The following is a 14,525-nucleotide window of genomic DNA, read 5'->3' on the forward strand; positions in this document are numbered from 1 at the left end:
GTTTGTTTTTGTTTATATCCCACCCCCCGGGCCCGCCCCCTCCGACCCCCCCCGGGCGCTCCCCTGGCCCGCCCCCTCGCGCGCCCACCCCTCCGCCCAGGCCCTGGCCGCCCTGCTGCGCCGCACCGCCCGCACCGCCCTCTACCGGCGCCTGACCGCGGGTCTGGGCGAGGCCGTGGACGAGGTCACCTACCCCGTCCTCAGCGGCCTGGCCCGCTTCGGGCCGCGCAGCGCCGCCGACCTGGCCGCCGAGATCGGCCTCGACCGCTCCGGCGTCTCGCGCCGCGCCACCCGCCTGGAGGACGCCGCCCTGCTGCGCCGCGAGGCCGACCCCCGCGACCAGCGCGCCACCCTGCTCGCGCTCACCGCGGCCGGCGAGGAGGCGGTGGAGGTGATGCGCCGGCGCCTGGCCGGCGGCATCGAGGAGGCGCTCGCCTCCTGGCCGCCCGGCGAGGCGGAGGTCTTCGCCCGGGGCCTGGCCCGCTTCGCCGAGCAGGGGCCCTTCGGCACCCTCTAGGACACGCCCCGGGAGCCCGGCGCCGGCCCGGCGCGGACGGCCCGCGCGGACGGCGGACGGCACGCGCGGACGGCGGACGGCCCGGCGCAGAGGTACGTACGGACGCGCGCGGAGGTGCGGGCATGCGCGTGCCCCCGACCGCGGCGGCGCGGTCCGGGGCACGGCGGGCGGGCGGGGCGTCAGGCGCCGAGGACCTCGCCGACCAGGGCGCGGGCCTCCTCCTGCACCCGGGCCAGGTGCTCGGGGCCGTGGAAGGACTCGGCGTAGATCTTGTACACGTCCTCCGTGCCCGAGGGGCGGGCGGCGAACCAGGCGTTGTCCGTGCAGACCTTGAGGCCGCCGATGGCGGCGCCGTTGCCCGGGGCCTTGGCCAGCACCGCGGTCACCTTCTCGCCGGCCAGCTCGCCCGCGGTGACCTGCTCCGGGGCCAGGCGGGCCAGGCGGGCCTTCTGCTCGCGGTCGGCCGGGGCGTCCACGCGGGCGTAGGCGGGGGCGCCGTGGCGCGCGGTCAGCTCGCGGTAGTAGGCGCTGGGAGTGGCGCCGGTGACGGCGGTGATCTCGGAGGCCAGCAGCGCCAGCAGGATGCCGTCCTTGTCGGTGGTCCACACCCCGCCGTCGCGGCGCAGGAACGAGGCGCCGGCCGACTCCTCGCCGCCGAAGGCGATCGAGCCCTCCAGCAGGCCGTCGACGAACCACTTGAAGCCGACCGGGACCTCGACCAGCTCGCGTCCCAGGTCGGCGGCGACGCGGTCCAGCATCGAGGAGGAGACCAGCGTCTTGCCGACCGCGGCGTCCAGCGGCCAGTCGCCGCGGTGGCGGTAGAGGTAGTCCACCGCCACCGCCAGGTAGTGGTTGGGGTTCATCAGGCCGCCGTCGGGGGTGACGATGCCGTGCCGGTCGGCGTCCGCGTCGTTGCCGGTGGCGATCCGGTACTCGGAGCGGCGCCCGATCAGGGAGGCCATCGCCGACGGGGAGGAGCAGTCCATGCGGATCTTGCCGTCCCAGTCCAGCGTCATGAACCGCCAGGTCGGGTCGACCTCGGGGTTGACGACGGTCAGGTCCAGGCGGTGGGCCTCGGCGATGCGCCCCCAGTAGGCCACCGACGCCCCGCCCAGCGGGTCCGCGCCGATGCGCAGGCCCGCTGCGCGCACCGCGTCCAGGTCCAGCACGCGCGGCAGGTCCTCGACGTAGGCGCCCAGGTAGTCGTAACGGCCGGTGGTGGCCGCGGCCAGCGCCCGCGCGTAGGGCACCTTGCGCACCCCGCGCAGGCCCTCGCGGATCAGCTCGTTGGCGCGGTCCTGGATCCAGCCGGTCGCCTCCGAGCCGGCCGGGCCGCCGCTGGGCGGGTTGTACTTGAAGCCGCCGTCGCGCGGCGGGTTGTGCGAGGGCGTCACCACGATGCCGTCCGCCAGCGCGCGCGGGCTGCGCCGGTTGTGCGCCAGGATCGCGTGCGAGACCGCCGGCGTCGGGGTGTAGCCGTCGGCCGAGTCCAGCAGCACCTGCACGCCGTTGGCCGCCAGCACCTCCACGGCCGTCGCCTTCGCCGGCTCCGACAGCGCGTGGGTGTCCGCGCCCAGGAACAGCGGCCCCGCCACCCCCTGCAGCGCCCGGTACTCGCAGATCGCCTGCGTGGTCGCCGCGATGTGGTCCTCGTTGAACGCCGCGTCCAGGGACGAGCCCCGGTGCCCCGACGTCCCGAACGCCACCCGCTGACCCGCCTCCTGCGGGTCGGGGTGCAGCGCGTAGTAGGCCGTCACCAGCCGCGCCACGTCCACCAGATCACCCGGCTCGGCCTGCCGGCCGGCCCGTGCGTGTGCCATCCGTCTCTCTCCCGCCACAGTCCTGCGCGTCCTTGCCCCGTGCGACCGATCGTAGCCAGAACGCGACGGTGCCCCGTACCGGCGACCGGGACGGGGCACACTACACGCCCCCGGGAACACCCCGGGGCCACGACGGCCGGAACCGGACGAATCCGGACGATCTTCCGCCGGGAACGGACCCGGCGGACGGCCGGCGCGGCGGACGGCCGGCGCGGCGGCGCTCAGGCGGGCAGCTGCTGGCGGTAGGCGTCCAGGGCGGGGGCGGTGACGGTGGCCAGGAACTCGGTGACGCGGTAGGCGCACACGCCCTCGCGCGCGAACGGGTCGGTGGCCGCCAGCGCCTCGATCGCGGCCCGGTCCTCGCCCACCGCGAGGATCACCCCGCCGTCACGCGGCACCTTGCGCCCGGAGGCCAGGAACGTGCCGTCGGCGTAGTGGCCGTTCAGCCACTCGACGTGCTGCGGCAGCAGGGCGTCGACGCGCTCCAGCGGGGCGGTGTACGAGAGCTCCAGAACGAACATGCGCCCAGGCTAGCCCCGCCCCGCCGGACAGGGCCGGCCGGGGCGGGGGCTGCGGGGTGGGCGAGGGCGGATTCGAACCGCCACAGCCGAAGCGGGGGCTTTACAGGCCCTTGGGCTCACCAGTGCCCAGCTCGCCCTCGGAGGAAGGAGACGGGTCCTCAACTGCCGTGCGCGGCACGCGCGGAGAGCCGAGGAACCACAGAAGAGAAGCGCGGGAAGAACCGCGGAAACGGACGTGGAAGCGGAAGCGGTGCGGGCCCGGCCCCGGCGGGCCGGCGGCGGCTTCAGCGCGCGGCGGGACGGCTCGCGCGATAACGCGGGGAACCCGGATAGGTGCGGTGCATCGCCAAGTCCCCCTTCGTCATTCGCGGTACGCGGTTGATCGCGTCGTCGGGGATCACTGTGCCGGGTGCGCGGCGGGGCGGCAACCGGTTTTCCGCAGGGCCCGTCCCGGGTGTGTGGCGAGTCCAATCCTGCCAGGTCGGCGGGTGGTTGCGGTAGGACGCAGAGCACCCGGGTTTCGCCTTGTGCGCCCCTGGCGCCCACCCGCAGACTCGTCCGCATCCACCTCTCCGGTTCCGTGCCGGCTCCCGCCTTCGGGGGCCGGCGCGCGCCTCGTGCTGCGCGCGGGCCGGAGGCGGGGTGGGGCAGGGCGATACGAGGGGGCTCGATGGAGATGAACACGGACCGGGATCTGGTGCTCAGGGCGCGGATGCGGCTGCTGAGCCACGACGGGCGGGTGCTGCACGCGCCCGCCGGACTGGCCGTCTACCGGCTGCTGTTCGCGGTGAACCCGCAGGTGTACGCCACGCGGCTGGCGTACGTCCTGGAGGAGTCGAGCCGCTCGGCGCAGGTCGCGCACCTGCCCGGGCGGCGGCGGGCGCTGCTCCAGGAGGCGCTGGCGGCGCTGGCCGTCGTCCCGGCGCACCACCCGCACCGGGCGAAGGTCCTGGAGCGCGTGGCGGCCGGGCTGCGCGCACTGGAGGCCGCACCGCAGAGCGCATCACAGACCGCACCGCAGACGGGGGCGGGGCGGTAGGCGCGGAGAGGGGCCGCCTGCGGTACGGCACGTGCTGTTTGACGGTCGGTCGGAGGCGGACGGGATGAGCAGCGGTTGGGCACCGCCGCGCGGGCCCGGGCCGTGGAGGGCGGCGGCCGGGGCGCGGTCCGGTCCGGCGGGGATCCCGGCGCCGGGCCGGGGCATCCGCGCCTCCTGAGCCGCCGGTGCCCGCCCTTGGGGGCCGTCCGGCGCACGGGCGGCCCCCAAAGGGGGTGGGTCAGGAGATTTCCATCTGGGCCATCATGCCCATCGCGGAGTGGTCGAGCAGGTGGCAGTGGTAGGGGTAGCGGCCGCGGTAGGTGTCGAAGACGGCCTGCAGGCGCACGCTTTCGCCGGGCAGCAGGCGCACGGTGTCCTTGAGGCCGCACTCCTCGGGGCCGGGGGGCTGCCCGTTGCGCTGAAGGACGCGGAACTGGACGAGGTGGAGGTGGAAGTTGTGGGGGACGTCCTTGTTGGCGTTGGTGACCGTCCACACTTCGCTGGTGCCGTGGGTGATGGCGGCGTCCACGCGGTCGGGGTCGTAGGTCTTGCCGTCGATCATGCCGCGGGGTTCGGCGCGTCCGTCCTCGTCGACCTGCAGGACGACGGTGCGTTCGCGGTCGGGTTCGGGCAGGGCGGGCAGGGTGCGCAGGCGGGCGGGGACCGAGCTGGGGTCGTGGGCGGCGCGGGTGACGTCGAAGCGCAGGACCTGGCCGACGTGTTCGGGCGGGCCGGGGGGCATGGCGTTGGTGAGGGTGACGCTGGTGCCCACGCGGTAGCGGGAGAAGTCGATGACGACGTCGGCGCGCTCGCCGGGTGAGAGGTCGACGGTGTCGGTGACGTGGGGGCGTTCCAGCAGGCCGCCGTCGGAGCCGATCTGGGTGATCGGGCCGCCGTCCTCCAGTTTGAGGGAGAAGAAGCGCAGGTTGGAGGAGTTGAGCAGGCGCAGGCGGTACTTGCGGGCGGCGACCTCCACGCGGGGCCAGGGGCGGCCGTTGGCGAGGATGGTGGTGCGGTTGAACGGGTCGTCCATGCGGTAGACGAGGTTGCCGTCCGTGTCGAAGCGGGCGTCGCGCAGGGCGATGGGCAGGTCGTAGCGGCCCGAGGGCAGGGGCAGGGCGGCTTCGGTGGCGTCGGTGAGCAGGTAGAAGCCGGCCAGGCCGCGGTAGACGTGTTCGGATTCGGCGTGGTGGGCGTGGTCGTGGAACCACAGGTTCGCGTGGCTCTGGTCGTTGGGGTAGGTGTAGGTGCGGGTGCGGCCGGCGGCGATGAGGGTCATGGGGTCGCCGTCGCTGTCGGCGGGCACGCTGGCGCCGTGCAGGTGGACGGAGGCCGGCTCGTCCAGGAGGTTGGTCTGGCGCACGACCACCGGGCGCCCGGAGCGGGCGCGGATGACGGGGCCGGGGAAGGCACCGTTGTAGGCGAGGACCCGGGCGGGGCGTCCGGGCAGGATCGGGGTGTGGACCTGGAGCATGGTGACGGCGTAGGTGTCGGCGCCGCCGTCGGTGGAGACGGGGCTGAGCACCGGGGGCAGGGGCATGGCCAGGGAGAACTTCCCGGCCAGCCGGGGGCCGGCGTCGGGTCCGGGGTCCGGCTGCCCGGTGGGGGTGGCGCTCTCGTGGACGTGGCCGGGGCCGTGGCGGTCGGCCGCGTCCGGGCCCGCGGGGGTGAGGGAGGCGGCCGGGCGCAGGGTGGTGCGCATCAGCAGGACTCCTCCCCCGGTCGCCAGGGCGGCGCCGATCATCCTGCGTCTGCTCACCATCGTGGGTCCTCCGGGGCGGCGGGTCTGTGGGGCTTGTCTGGAGCTGCGGGCCGGACTCGCGGACGGGGTGCCAGGCTTCGGGTCCGGGATCTTCCGGGGGCGATTGCAGCAGCGCCCGCTCGCGCGGCGGCGGAGTCCCGCTGGGGCCGGCGCCGTCCGTGCGGCGCAGGTCGCAGGTGTGCGGGGTGCGGGGTGCGGCGAGCTGGGCGTGTTGCGCGCCTGTTGCGCCGTGCGGGTCACCGTGGCTCGGGAAGCACTGGAGGATCCCTCGAAGCGGCTCCAGGCAGCTGGAAGCCGCGCGCCGGCGTGGACGGCCCGCGGGGATCCGGGGGGACTCGAAGGGGAGGGCGGGAGCGTGGACCTGCGGTACTGGCTGGGCAGGGCGGCCGAGGTCGTCGAGCGGTGGGGCGAGCGGTTCGGGCCCTTCGAGCCGCACCCCTCGCACCACGTGGACGACGCGGACTTCGCCGCCGCGTTCGAGCGCTTCGCCAAGCGCCTGGAGCACAACTACCCGTTCTTCCATCCCCGTTACGCCGGGCAGATGGTCAAGCCCCCGCACCCGGCGGCCGTCGTCGGCTACCTGGCGGCGATGCGCTTCAACCCCAACAACCACGCCTACGAGGGCGGCCCGGCCACCAGCGACATGGAACGCGAGTGCGTGGCGGCGCTGGCCGCCATGTTCGCGCTGCCCGCCCACGTCGGCCACCTCACCAGCAGCGGCACCATCGCCAACCTGGAGGCGCTGTACGTGGCGCGCCAGAGCCACCCCGGGCGGGCGGTGGCCTACAGCGAGCAGGCCCACTACACGCACAGCCGCATGTGCCACGTCCTGGGGGTGCGCGGGGTGGCGGTGGCCGCCGACGGCCTGGGCCGCATGGACGCGGACGCGCTGGAGGCGCTGCTGCGCGGCGGCGACGTGGGCACGGTGGTGGTCACCGCCGGCACCACCGGGCTCGGCGCCGTCGACCCCGTCCACGAGATCCTGCCGCTGGCCCGCCGTTACGGGGCGCGGGTGCACGTGGACGCCGCCTACGGCGGGTTCTTCGCGCTGCTCGCCGCCGACCCCGCCCAGGCCGCCGCCCTGGGCCTGGACCCGCGGCCCTGGCGGGCGGTCGGCGGCTGCGACTCGGTGACCGTCGACCCCCACAAGCACGGCCTGCAGCCCTACGGCTGCGGCGCGGTGCTGTTCGCCGACCCCGCCATCGGCCGCCACTTCGCCCACGACTCGCCCTACACCTACTTCACCGACGCCGAACTGCACCTGGGCGAGATCAGCCTGGAGTGCTCACGCGCCGGCGCCTCGGCGGCCGCCCTGTGGCTGACCCTGCAGCTCCTGCCGCTGACCCCCGGCGGCTTCGGCGCCGTCCTGGCCGGCGGGCGGCGCGCCGCCCTCGCCTGGGCCGACCTCATCCGGGACAGCCCGGACCTGACGCTCTACCAGCAGCCCGACCTGGACATCGTCACCTACCTGCCCACCGGCACGGGCCCGCTGTCGCTGGCGGGCACCGACGCCGCCGGCGAACGCGTCCTGCGCGCCGGGATGAGCGCCGAGGACGACCCCGTCTACCTGAGCCTGCTGCGCGTGGACGCCGCCGACTTCACCCGCCGCCACCCCGGCGCGCTCGCGGACGCCGACGGGGCGCGGATCCTGCGCAGCGTCCTGATCAAGCCCGAGGCCGAGCACTACCTGCCGCGCCTGCACGCGCGCGTCAGCGAACTCGCCCGCGCCTGAACCGGCTTCCCCCCGCGCAGCCCTTTTGTCCACCGATCCCGCCGATCGTCTACCGATCCCGCCGAGGAGAGTGTGTCCGTTGACCACCGCCACCCTGCGACCCGGCGCCGCCGCGCTCGCCCCCCTGACCCCGCCGCCCCCGCCCCCGCCCGCGGTCCGCCCCGCGCGCGACGGCGAGGAGGAACCCCTGGCCCGTACCCTGGCCGCCGCCTTCCACGACGACGCCCTGATGCGCTGGGCCTTCCCCGACGGCGCCCACCGCGCCCGCGTCCTGCCCGCCTTCTTCCGCGTCCACCTCGCCCAGTGCCTGGCCCACGACGGCGTCATGACCACCGACGCCCTGGACGGCGCGCTGCTGTTCCTGCCACCCGGCGTGTGGGAGAACCCCGCCCGGCGCGACACCGGCGCCGCCCGCGCCCTGGACCGGGCCGTCGACACCGCCGCCCACCCCGAGGCCGCCCACCGCCTGGCCGCCATCACCCGCCTCCAGCAGCGCCGCCACCCCGTCCACCGCCCCCACTACTACCTGGCGTTCATCGGCGTGCGCCCCGTCACCCGCCACACCCGCACCGCCGCCGCCCTGCTCGCGGCCGTCACCGCGCGCATCGACGCCGACGGCCAGGCCGCCTACGCCGAGACCAGTTCCCCGGGCGGCGCCCACCTGTGCGCCACCCACGGCTTCACCCGCTTCGGCGAGGCCATCGCCCTGCCCGGCGGCGGGCCCCGGCTGCGCCCGATGTGGCGGGGGCCCAGGTGAGCGCCGTCCTGCGGGTCCACTCCGCCGCCGAGATCGACGCCGGCGCCGGCGCCGAGCGCCCCGAGGTCGCCCGCGTCCTGGCCTGGAGCCGCGTCTTCCTGACCGCCTCCCACCCCGACCTCGGGCGCACCGGCCCCGTCTGCCCCTACACCCAGCCCTCCCTGCGCCGCGGCCTGTTCCACATCGCCACCATCGAGGGCCAGGACGACGACGACCTGCCCGCCCTCGTCGCCGGGCTGCGCACCTGGTACGACACCCTCCTGGACGGCCTGACCGAGGAGTCGGAGCGCGAACTGCTCACCATCCTGCTCCTGCTGCCCCACCTGGATCCCGCCGACTCCACCGCCCTGGACGAACTCCAGCGCAAGGCCAAGGACGACTTCGTCGAACAGGGCCTGATGATCGGCCAGTTCCACCCCGTCTGCGAGGAGGGCGGCCTGTGGAACCCCGCCTTCCGCCCGCTGCGCGCCCCCGTCCCGCTGCTCGCCGTGCGCAAACTCCTCGTCTTCGACCTGCCCTTCCTCACCGGCGACGAGACCCACCTCACCCACTACCTCGCCCGCTTCGCCCCCGCCATGCCCGCCCGCATCCGCGACCAGCTCGTCACCGGCATGACCGCCCGCACCAAGTCCCCCTCCCCCGTGGCCGCCTGACCCGGGCCCCCGGAACCCCGGCCGGCGCCCGGGCGTCCCGGGGGCCCAACTCCCCGCACCTCCTTGCGTTTTGGATCGCCCGGCTCCCCACCCCGCGCGGCCTGCGCGCCGCACCGCCCGCCCCGGAGCGCACGCGTCCGGGGCGGAGGCGGCGCCTGCTCCGTGGCCGGGACGGCCGGGGACGAAACCCGCTGGCCGGGCCGGGTGGTGGCAGGGCAGGGTGGGCGCATGACCCGCCAGGAACTCGCCGCGCTGCTCACCGACCAGACCCCGGCCTGCGGCCCCGCCCGCCGGGCGCTGCTGTCCGGCGGCGCGTTCGATGTCGGGACCAACCTGATCCCCGCCCGGCGGCTCGCCGGTGTCTACAGCCGGCGCGAGCGCAGGATCCTGGAACGCGGCCTCCATTCGCTCGGCCTCGCCGAGTCCCTCGCGATCCTGCGCCAGGCCGGGGACGGGGCCCTGCGCATCGCCGTCGTCCAAACACCGGACTGCAGCGGGCCGTTCATCGTCTTCCTCGACGCCACCGCCACCCGCGTCCTGGCCTGCCTGGACAGCCCCCGCTTCCCGCCCCGGCCCCTCGACACCCACCGACCCTCCCGAAGCGCCGGCTCGTACTGGTCCGAACACGCCACAGCGGCAGCTCCGCCGCCAGGCAAACGTCAGCAGACCGCCCCTGGGGGGAAACTCTTGAGACGAAACATGATCAGGAACAACACTGGGTGAGACACGACGAGCCGGTGACCAGGCTCTGCGGCCACTGTCCTGGCGATCTTCGACGTCAGCAGGCTCGCTCCGCCTCGCCCGGCCGCCGGTCGCCGACCTCCGCCGACCTCCGCCGACCTCCGCCGACCTCCGCCGACCTCCGCCGACCTTGGGAACGACCGGCGGAACCGAACAAACTCACCCCGCCCGGTCCGGCGCGGGTTCGGGAACCTCCACACGAAGGTCCCCTCACCGGCGCGTGCACCGAAACCAACCCGCCCCGGCCCGGGCCGGCCGCCCGGCTCGAAGAACCAGCGGCCCGCCGCCCGCTGCGAGGTGGGCAAAGTCCTCGCCACCGGCGAGGCACACGCCCGGCCCGCCCACCACCGGAAGGGCACCGAACCCAGGCGCACAGCTTGACCAGCCTGAGCGAGGATGACCTGGACGGATCAGGTAGAACTGCTCGCGTCACAGCACCAGCTCCGAGAGGCGAGGTATGGATCACCGGGATGTGGATGGCGCCGTGGCCGAGATGGTGCGGGCACTCGGCCCGCACACAGCGGACAACTGGGCGGTCTCAGCGGATTCGCTTGACTGGACCTGCCGGGAGACGGCTGTCCACGTGGCGCACGACCTGCTGGCCTACGCCGGCCAGGTGGCAGCCTGCCCCGCCGATGCCTACCTGCCTTTTGATCTGACGGTCCCCCCGGACGCCTCCCCCCGGGAGGTGCTCCAAGTGGTCACCGCCTGCGCGGGACTGCTCAGCAGTGCGCTGGCCACGGCTGACCCGCAGGTGCGGGCCTGGCACTGGGGCGCCTGTGACCCGGCCGGCTTCGCGTCGATGGGTGTTGCCGAGATCCTCCTTCACACCTACGACATCACCCAGGGCCTGGGCGTGCCGTGGCTGCCACCGCAACCGTTGTGCGAGGGCGTGCTCCGCCGCCTCTTTCCCGACGCCCCGCCCGGAGAGCCCATCGAGGTCCTCCTCTGGTGCACTGGCCGGGGCGAGTTGGACGGTCGCCCCCGCCGCACCTCATGGACGTGGCAGGCAGCGACCTCCTGACAGATCTCTGCGAAGGTTGAACGTCAAGCCGAGCGGCAACGCCCTGCGCTCCGAAGCCCGTTCGGCACGGTCCGCCGGGCGGCCGGGCCCGACCCCCGACGCCAGCCTCGGCACGACGCCTTTCCGGTCCTGCCGCCCCCGGCTCGGGGCCCCGACGCCCGGGCTTGCCAGGCGGCCCCATGGCCTGTCCCGGGCCGGCCGGTTCGGGATCACGCAGCCCCCCGGGGGCCTCCCCTGCTTCAGGCCTTTCAGCCGGTCCCGGCCCCGGCGGCGGCCTCGGCGGGCAGGCGGGAGGTGACGAGGTCGGCGACCGCCCGGCTCATCGCCTCGCGCTCGGCCGCCGGGTCGGCGGCGGTGGCCAGGGCGACGGCCGCCTGGTGCAGCGCCCCGTACAGCAGGTGGGCCAGGGGTTCCGCCTGGCCGGGGGCGAGCAGGCCGCGGCGGGCGGCGCCGTCCAGGGAGGCGCGCAGCAGCTGCCGGGCGCAGTAGGGGTCGCCGAAGCGCACCGAGCGTTCCCAGCCGAGGACGAGGGGGCCCTCGATGAGCAGGATCCGCTGCACGGGGGCTTCCAGGCAGGCCGTCAGGTAGGCGTCCATGCCGGCCAGCATCCGTCCGATCACGCCGTGGCCCGCTTCTTTGGCCTCGGTCGCCGCGTGGGCGCAGCGGTCGTGGACGTCGTGCTGGACGGCCTCGTAGGCGGCTTCGAAGAGGCGGTGCTTGTCGGGGAAGTGGTGGTAGAGCGCGCCGCGGGTGACTCCGGCGCGCTCGACGATGCGCGTGGTGGAGGTCTCGGCGTAGCCGTCCGCGGTGAACAGGGCGATCGCCGCGTCGACGAGGTGTCTGCGGGTGGCGTCGCCCTGTTCGGCCTTCTTCGTCATGGCCTCATCGTACGGAGTAGACGTTGACGTCGTGGTCGAGGCCGAGGAGGGCGGGGTCCAGGCGGCCGGAGGCGGCGAGGACGAAGGCCATCGGGTCGGCGGCGGGCGCGGTGGCGGTGGCGGCGTGGGGGCGGCCGAGGCGTTGGAGTTCGGCGCGCAGCCAGGTCTCGCTGGCGGCGAGGCCGGGGCCGTCGGTGGTGCGGGGGTGGCCGAGGGCGGTGCGGATGTCGTCGGCGTGGACGAACGCGTCGTACCACAGGGTCAGGACGCCGTTGGCGACGGTGCGCCCGAAGCGGGGGTTGACGCTCTGCCAGACGCGGTCGTCGAGGCGGGCGAGGGAGGCGGTGAGGCGGGCGGCGGCCTCGCGCAGGAGGGCGGCGAGTTCGCGGGGCGGGGTGTCGCGCAGGGCGCGGGCCTGGTCGTCGGGGGTGCGGGTGCCGATGGTGCCGTCGGCGGAGTCGAGGGCGTTGGCGGTGACGTGCGCGGCGACGTCGCGCACCTGCCATCCGGCGCAGCGCGTGGCCGCGTCCCGGTCGGTGTCCTTGAGAGCGTCGAGCAGGTCGGCGAAGAGCCCGAATTCGGTGTCGAGCCCCGCCACGACCTGCGCCCTGTCCATCCCCGTCATGCCGTCAACCCCCTGGTGTGCGGCGGCCGTTGGTGGCCGTGCCGTCGCCGACGACGATACATACATGCAGCCTGTATGTATAGGGCGGGGGTGGTGTGGCGCGGGAAGTCGGCCCCGTCGACTCCCCGCGCCGGCAAGGGCCTTGAGGGCGGCGCCCGCACCACGGCACTACCCCTCGGCCCTGCCCTGCCCAGCCGGGGGCAGCGCGGAGTGGAAAGTCGGCCCCGTGGACTTCCCACTCCCCCGGCCGGATGGCCGGGGTGCTTACTGGTTCGGTGGCGTGGGCGGGTCGTTGGGCGGCGGGTTCTGCGGGCCGGCGAGAAGGGCCTCGGGGCTGCGGGCGTCGTCGTGCAGCTCGTCCGGTAGCGGTGGCAGAGCGGGTTGTCTGGGTGCCCGGGCGGGTCCGCGGGATGCGCGGCCGCGTTGCTCGCGCCAACGGCCCTGTCTCTCCGGGTGGATCGTGCCGCTCAACTCGGCTTCCTCTCTGCTGGTCCTGCCCGTTCCGGCCATCCTGGCGCGGACGGCCGGCGCGGCGCGGAGATTCGCCCCTTGTCGGATCATGGGCCCGGGATGGCTGCGCCCGGCCGGAGGTCGACGAGGCGAGTCGGGTTCAGCAGCTCTCCTCCACGCAGAGGAGGGTCCATGCCGTCCGCGGAGGCGAATTCGTAGGGGTTGTGAACTGCTGGGGATCGAGGTCGTTTTCGTGCGCATGGGTGTCCGTGAGTTTGTTTTCGATCACGGCTTGTTGGACCGGTGAAGCGACTGTCAGTGGCGTGTGCCAGGGTGGTGGCGCTGACGGAGAGGGGGATGGCGTGACCGGGCCCGGGAAGCCGCTGCGGCGGATCGACGCGCCGTTCGTTTCCCTTGGACCGTCGGGTGTGACGGTCCGTGACCGCCTCAGGGGCCTCACCCCCGAGGACGAGCGAGTGCTGCGGCTGGTCGGTGAGCACCTGGGTTCGCTGGCGTCGCGTGATCTCAAGGCCCGGTGCGCCGACGGCCTGGAGCACTCCACTACCACGTGGGCGGGGCGCAAGCGGGACCTGACGGCCGAGTCGTCGTCACGGTGGGCCGGGAGCATCACGAAGGCCACGCACGACCAGTGGGCGCTGTCGCGCCGGGGGCAGGCCGCGCACCTGGACTCCCTGGACACCGGGATCAGGACGATCTCCCACCGGCTGTCCCTGCCGATCGGGGAGAAGGGTGGCAGGCGGCAGCCCGGCGGATACCGTTCCAGGCACGAGTGGTTCGTCAAGACCCGTCGCCTGGCGATCCTTGAGGAGCGCCGCGAACAGGTCGCGGCCGACCGTGAGGCCGGCCGCGTGCGCGTGGTGCGCGGCGGCCGAAAGCTGCTGGGCACCCGGCACAACCTCACCGCCGCGGACCTGACCGAAGCCCGGTGGCGGGAGAAGTGGGAAACCGCCCGGTGGTTCCTGTCGGCTGACGGGGAGTCCGGCAAGCGGTTCGGGAACGAGACGATCCGCGTCACCCCCGACGGCGAAGTGTCGATCAAGCTGCCGGCCCCGCTCGCCGACCTGGCGAACGCCAGGCACGGCCGGTACGTCCTGGCCGCGAAGGTGTCCTTCCCGCACCGGGGGCAGGAGTGGGCCGACCGCATCGAGGCCGACCGGGCGGTGGCGTACCGCATCCACCTGGACGTGGACCGGGGACGCTGGTACCTGGACGCCTCCTGGACCCGGCCGGTCGTGCGGACGATGCCGCTGGAGGCGGCCCGTGCGGCCGGGATGGTCGGCGTGGACACCAACGCCGACCACTTCACGTGCTGGCGGCTCGATGTCCACGGCAACCCGGTCGGCGAGCCCCAGCGGTTCCCCTACGACCTGTCCGGCACCGCCACCCACCGCGACGCCCAGGTCCGCCACGCCATCACCCGGCTTCTGCACTGGGCCAAGCGCTGTGGTGTCACGGCGATCGGTCTGGAGAACCTGGACTTCACCGCCGAGACCACCCGCGAGAAGCACGGCCGCCGCAAGCGGTTCCGGCAGCTCGTCTCCGGCATCCCCACCGGGAAACTCCGTGCCCGGCTCGTCTCCATGGCCGCCGAGCTCGACCTGGTCATCGTCGCGGTCGACCCCGCCTACACCTCCCGGTGGGGCGCGCAGCACTGGCAGAAACCGCTCGCGACACCCACCCGTAAGACCACCCGACACGACAGCGCCGCTGTCGCCATCGGGCGACGCGCCCTCGGACACCCGATCCGGCGACGGACGACACCGCCCCACGACGACCGGAGCGATCGTCGCGGGCATCGGACCGCCCAGGCCCCATCGGGCATCCGGGGACACGAGGAAACCCGCCACCCCGCCACGGACCGTGCACACGATGCACGCAGCCGGACGGGGACAACGAGAACGCGGGCGACCAGCGCACCCAAAACCGTTCGGGATGCGCGCAGTGATCAACCGTGGGTCCAAGACTCACTCCTGCTCACTGAATAG

The 14,525-nt window shown here is 74.6% G+C and carries 13 protein-coding genes, 1 tRNA gene and 1 pseudogene; 9 read left to right on the plus strand and 6 right to left on the minus strand.

The window, feature by feature from the left end; translation table 11 throughout:
• Positions 1 to 103 precede the first annotated feature (103 nt).
• Entirely contained in the window at positions 104 to 517 is a 414-nt protein-coding gene (locus ACFV4G_RS29505; RefSeq protein WP_380445202.1) for a MarR family winged helix-turn-helix transcriptional regulator, read from the plus strand.
• A 179-nt stretch (positions 518 to 696) separates the two neighbouring features.
• Here ACFV4G_RS29505 and pgm read toward each other — a convergent pair whose 3' ends face one another.
• From pgm to ACFV4G_RS29520, 3 genes are all read right to left on the minus strand, one after another.
• Complete coding sequence (pgm, locus tag ACFV4G_RS29510) at positions 697 to 2,337, minus strand: phosphoglucomutase (alpha-D-glucose-1,6-bisphosphate-dependent) (protein ID WP_380445163.1); 1,641 nt, start codon at positions 2,335 to 2,337, stop codon at positions 697 to 699.
• Between the two features lie 221 nt (positions 2,338 to 2,558).
• Positions 2,559 to 2,858: a YciI family protein gene (locus ACFV4G_RS29515; protein ID WP_380445164.1), complete on the minus strand. Its 300-nt coding sequence runs from the start codon at positions 2,856 to 2,858 to the stop codon at positions 2,559 to 2,561.
• A 57-nt stretch (positions 2,859 to 2,915) separates the two neighbouring features.
• Positions 2,916 to 2,995: transfer RNA gene (locus ACFV4G_RS29520), tRNA-Tyr, on the minus strand.
• 533 nt (positions 2,996 to 3,528) lie between these two features.
• On the opposite strand from ACFV4G_RS29520, the gene ACFV4G_RS29525 reads away from it, so the two are divergent.
• Positions 3,529 to 3,897 carry a hypothetical protein gene (locus tag ACFV4G_RS29525; RefSeq protein ID WP_380445165.1) on the plus strand — a complete coding sequence of 123 codons (369 nt, stop codon included), beginning with the start codon at positions 3,529 to 3,531 and terminating at the stop codon, positions 3,895 to 3,897.
• A 238-nt stretch (positions 3,898 to 4,135) separates the two neighbouring features.
• On the opposite strand, the gene ACFV4G_RS29530 is transcribed toward ACFV4G_RS29525, so the two are convergent.
• Positions 4,136 to 5,659, minus strand: coding sequence for a multicopper oxidase family protein (locus ACFV4G_RS29530; RefSeq protein WP_380445166.1), 1,524 nt, complete (start codon positions 5,657 to 5,659; stop codon positions 4,136 to 4,138).
• A 355-nt stretch (positions 5,660 to 6,014) separates the two neighbouring features.
• Between ACFV4G_RS29530 and ACFV4G_RS29535 the strand changes: the two genes are divergently transcribed.
• The 6 genes and pseudogenes from ACFV4G_RS29535 (at position 6,015) to ACFV4G_RS29560 (ending at position 10,566) form a co-directional block, all read left to right on the plus strand.
• A complete protein-coding gene (locus tag ACFV4G_RS29535) occupies positions 6,015 to 7,391 on the plus strand; it encodes a pyridoxal phosphate-dependent decarboxylase family protein (protein ID WP_380445167.1) in 1,377 nt (458 codons plus the stop codon).
• A gap of 79 nt (positions 7,392 to 7,470) precedes the next feature.
• The gene (locus ACFV4G_RS29540) at positions 7,471 to 8,148 is read left to right on the plus strand and encodes a hypothetical protein (RefSeq protein WP_380445168.1); all 678 of its coding nucleotides are present in this window, start codon (positions 7,471 to 7,473) and stop codon (positions 8,146 to 8,148) included.
• Positions 8,145 to 8,801 (plus strand): DUF6875 domain-containing protein, encoded by a 657-nt coding sequence (locus tag ACFV4G_RS29545; RefSeq protein ID WP_380445169.1) that lies wholly within the window; start codon positions 8,145 to 8,147, stop codon positions 8,799 to 8,801. Before ACFV4G_RS29540 ends, ACFV4G_RS29545 begins: the two co-directional genes overlap by 4 nt.
• Positions 8,802 to 9,029: 228 nt before the next feature.
• Positions 9,030 to 9,524, plus strand: coding sequence for a hypothetical protein (locus tag ACFV4G_RS29550; RefSeq protein ID WP_380445170.1), 495 nt, complete (start codon positions 9,030 to 9,032; stop codon positions 9,522 to 9,524).
• Positions 9,525 to 9,652: 128 nt separating this feature from the next.
• A pseudogene (locus tag ACFV4G_RS29555) lies at positions 9,653 to 9,923 on the plus strand (transposase); the annotation flags it as partial.
• 112 nt (positions 9,924 to 10,035) lie between these two features.
• On the plus strand, positions 10,036 to 10,566 hold the full coding sequence (locus ACFV4G_RS29560; RefSeq protein WP_380445203.1) for a maleylpyruvate isomerase N-terminal domain-containing protein: 531 nt from the start codon (positions 10,036 to 10,038) through the stop codon (positions 10,564 to 10,566).
• A 248-nt stretch (positions 10,567 to 10,814) separates the two neighbouring features.
• Here ACFV4G_RS29560 and ACFV4G_RS29565 read toward each other — a convergent pair whose 3' ends face one another.
• Both ACFV4G_RS29565 and ACFV4G_RS29570 read right to left on the minus strand, forming a co-directional pair.
• Positions 10,815 to 11,444: a TetR/AcrR family transcriptional regulator gene (locus ACFV4G_RS29565; protein WP_380445171.1), complete on the minus strand. Its 630-nt coding sequence runs from the start codon at positions 11,442 to 11,444 to the stop codon at positions 10,815 to 10,817.
• Positions 11,445 to 11,448: 4 nt separating this feature from the next.
• Complete coding sequence (locus ACFV4G_RS29570) at positions 11,449 to 12,069, minus strand: maleylpyruvate isomerase family mycothiol-dependent enzyme (protein ID WP_380445172.1); 621 nt, start codon at positions 12,067 to 12,069, stop codon at positions 11,449 to 11,451.
• Between the two features lie 878 nt (positions 12,070 to 12,947).
• Here ACFV4G_RS29570 and ACFV4G_RS29575 point away from each other — a divergent pair.
• Positions 12,948 to 14,525 carry an IS200/IS605 family accessory protein TnpB-related protein gene (locus ACFV4G_RS29575; protein WP_380445173.1) on the plus strand — a complete coding sequence of 526 codons (1,578 nt, stop codon included), beginning with the start codon at positions 12,948 to 12,950 and terminating at the stop codon, positions 14,523 to 14,525.

It is taken from the genome of Kitasatospora sp. NPDC059747 (assembly GCF_042732955.1).
Classification (GTDB): domain Bacteria; phylum Actinomycetota; class Actinomycetes; order Streptomycetales; family Streptomycetaceae; genus Kitasatospora.

Coding starts and splice junctions, on each gene's coding strand:
- ACFV4G_RS29565 (WP_380445171.1), bottom strand. CDS start 11,444: ATGACGAAGAAGGCCGAACAGGGCGACGCCACCCGCAGACACCTCGTC.
- ACFV4G_RS29530 (WP_380445166.1), bottom strand. CDS start 5,659: ATGGTGAGCAGACGCAGGATGATCGGCGCCGCCCTGGCGACCGGGGGA.
- ACFV4G_RS29515 (WP_380445164.1), bottom strand. CDS start 2,858: ATGTTCGTTCTGGAGCTCTCGTACACCGCCCCGCTGGAGCGCGTCGAC.
- ACFV4G_RS29550 (WP_380445170.1), top strand. CDS start 9,030: ATGACCCGCCAGGAACTCGCCGCGCTGCTCACCGACCAGACCCCGGCC.
- pgm (WP_380445163.1), bottom strand. CDS start 2,337: ATGGCACACGCACGGGCCGGCCGGCAGGCCGAGCCGGGTGATCTGGTG.
- ACFV4G_RS29525 (WP_380445165.1), top strand. CDS start 3,529: ATGGAGATGAACACGGACCGGGATCTGGTGCTCAGGGCGCGGATGCGG.
- ACFV4G_RS29570 (WP_380445172.1), bottom strand. CDS start 12,069: ATGACGGGGATGGACAGGGCGCAGGTCGTGGCGGGGCTCGACACCGAA.
- ACFV4G_RS29560 (WP_380445203.1), top strand. CDS start 10,036: ATGGTGCGGGCACTCGGCCCGCACACAGCGGACAACTGGGCGGTCTCA.